Origin of the sequence: Mesorhizobium sp. M7A.F.Ca.CA.001.04.2.1 (assembly GCF_003998485.1) — a bacterium.
GTDB lineage: Bacteria > Pseudomonadota > Alphaproteobacteria > Rhizobiales > Rhizobiaceae > Mesorhizobium > Mesorhizobium ciceri.
Genome location: NZ_RZQT01000263.1, coordinates 1 through 2,526 on the forward strand (window position 1 = coordinate 1; position 2,526 = coordinate 2,526).

Genomic DNA, 2,526 nt, shown 5'->3' on the forward strand with positions numbered 1-2,526 from the left:
TGGCCATACGACGGAACTTTGGATCGAACGGCTCACCGCTATCGCCTTCTCCATATTTGTTGCGAAGAGCTCTAAGACGTTCGTCGTCCCATGCCATTTGCCTACTATCTCCCTGTGGGCGCGGCCTACCGGATGGGCGCCAGACAGCATCTGAGTTGAAGGTTATCGAAGCGGCAGTCCTCCGGGGACAAACTCACTTTGCTTTCGAGAAGGCTGCCCTCGTAGCGTGAGGGGGTTAGGCGCGGGCGCTTGGGCCACTGCCCCCGGAAGAATGGGGAGCAGAAGTTTCGAAGGATACTTCTTCGAGTGATAGACTTTGTTGATGGACGGCCTGCCGGCAGGGATGTTGCCGTAAAAGTTCTGCGGATACTCGTCGGGAGCTGAATTCCCGTTCAGAATAGGATTGGGAGCGCCGATGGTTAGCTCCAGGCGGTGCCCTTTCCGGACGACGTGAGCGATCGGGTTCAGCAATGACATCCGGATCTCGTAGATTTCACCCGGTACGAGTTTTTCACTCTTGCGGAACGAATGAACCACCTCGTCAGCATATGTGTGCGCCTCATCGACCGCTCGCAGCGAAGCCCGCAGCAAGCCTCCCTGCAGAAAGAGTACATTGCCTTCGGCATCGATGTCTTTCAGTGTCAACGCGAGGTCGGTGTCGTCTCCATCGTCGACACTGAGATGGAGCGTGACTTCCGGGTTGCCAAGCAACACCATATCCGAGGTGGCTGGGGCACTTCGGTAGTTCAAGACGCCCTCGGGAAACGGCTGTACCGCGAACTGCTGATTGCTGCCAACGAGCTCTGCTCCCGTCGGGTAGAGGTAGGCGCGAACGCCCTCGGCCGGGCCACCAACTGGCTCGTCAGCTGAGAGCGCGGCATCAGCGGTGAGAGAGAAGGACCGACGCTCGACGGCCGGTTCTGGCCACGTCTCGTGCGTCGTCATCCACCCGGCAACCGCCTTCTTAGCATCCCCATCAGGCACCCGGACGTCCCAAAATACGGTGACCTGCGATATGTCGTCCACTCCATCCTCGACGCCCTTCACCCAACGGTCGAGGAACTTCATCTGTTCCGTATCTACAAACCCATAACTTCGTGACCCAAGCTCGGCTTCGGGACCGGCGACATTGTGATCACCGTTCATGAGGAGAAGCTTCTTATGCTCCACACCCGTCAACAATTGAGTAAACAGCCGGATGCTCTCCCTAGCGGCGCCGCCGAACTCGTCCTGCCAGGACGCGACAAGCATCGTCGGCACATTGACCTGGCCGGCAACCTCCTTGCAGGCCAACGATACTGAATCCCACCATTCATCCTTGAGTGGGCGGCTTCTAACCTCATCGAGAAATCCGCGTTTGACGACTTGCTTACCCTCACGAATTGCGGCGCACTGGTTATCACCCGCGCTTATCCGCCATTCCGCACCGGCCGCGTGCTCGGAGTCAGTCGTAAGCGCCCATGCCACGCAGCCCAGCTGTAAAATCCCGCCCACGGAGAAGCAATCTTCGTAACCGTCCTCCACGCCGCTCGCCACGATGGCCCTTAAGTGAGGAGGTCGCTCTGCTGCGACCCAGAATTGAATTACGCCGGGAGTTGAATTACCAATCATTCCAACATTGCCGTCGCTCCAGGACTGTCGGGCAATCCATTCAACGACTTCGGCACCGTAAATTCCTTCCTTGCGGTCGTACCAATAGTCGATAATACCTTCCGAGCAGCCCGTCGCGGGAAAGTTGGCACCAATGAAGGCGTAGCCGGCTTCGAGAAATTGCTTTGCCATTTCGAAAGGTGCTGCACTTGCTTTATAATGGGAATACCAGAACACGCTTGGATGGCGGCCAGATTTCAAGCGATATGAAATGTAAGCGATGCGTGTTCCGTCCTGCATAGGCAAGTATCCGATATCGCGCACCACGTCAGCTTCGGGAAGAGGGGTTTTAACTACGTTCATCTTGACGTTCATGTCGATAAATCTCCACGCTGCGACACTCGTTGCACAAAGCAGGAATGAGCCAAGATGCGATCAGCTACTTGAGCCCCCGGACAACCTTTATACATTTGCATAGAACCCGGCGTGATCAGAAGGTGCACGTATGAAGCGCAGCAGGTTCAACGCAACCGACCAGAATTGGTAGTAGAGCGACCATACTGCGGACAAAGGGCTCTCCTCATTCCGCAGCGAGCTCGGCCATCATTTTCACGAGAGGAACTAGGAAGTTGGGGTCAGGGTCGGGGTCGCCCGTGTTCCCGAGCACGCCGAAGTAGACGACGACGGTGCCGGTGTCAGGGTTTGCGAGCATGAACTGGCCGCCGTAGCCGCTGTGGCCGAGCCAGGTGCCGTCGGTCTCCATCTGGTGGATATAATGGTACCGCATCAAGTCACGCGTATCTTCGAAGGGAAGGCCGGGGTTGTAGCGCGTTTGTTCGATGAAGGCGGCATCGCCGACGCGGCGGCCATCGATGCCCTCGCCCTTGCGCGCGAAGAGCAGGCCGTAGCGTGCGAGGTCGCGGGCAGAGAGGCAGG

2 protein-coding genes are annotated in these 2,526 nt (G+C 57.6%); both read right to left on the reverse strand.

What is annotated here, in order from left to right; genetic code table 11:
* Positions 1 to 162 precede the first annotated feature (162 nt).
* Positions 163 to 1,965 carry a CocE/NonD family hydrolase gene (locus EN955_RS34280; RefSeq protein WP_245265443.1) on the reverse strand — a complete coding sequence of 601 codons (1,803 nt, stop codon included), beginning with the start codon at positions 1,963 to 1,965 and terminating at the stop codon, positions 163 to 165.
* A gap of 205 nt (positions 1,966 to 2,170) precedes the next feature.
* A partial coding sequence (locus tag EN955_RS34285; protein WP_164752928.1) for a serine hydrolase occupies positions 2,171 to 2,526 on the reverse strand: 356 nt, incomplete at its 5' end.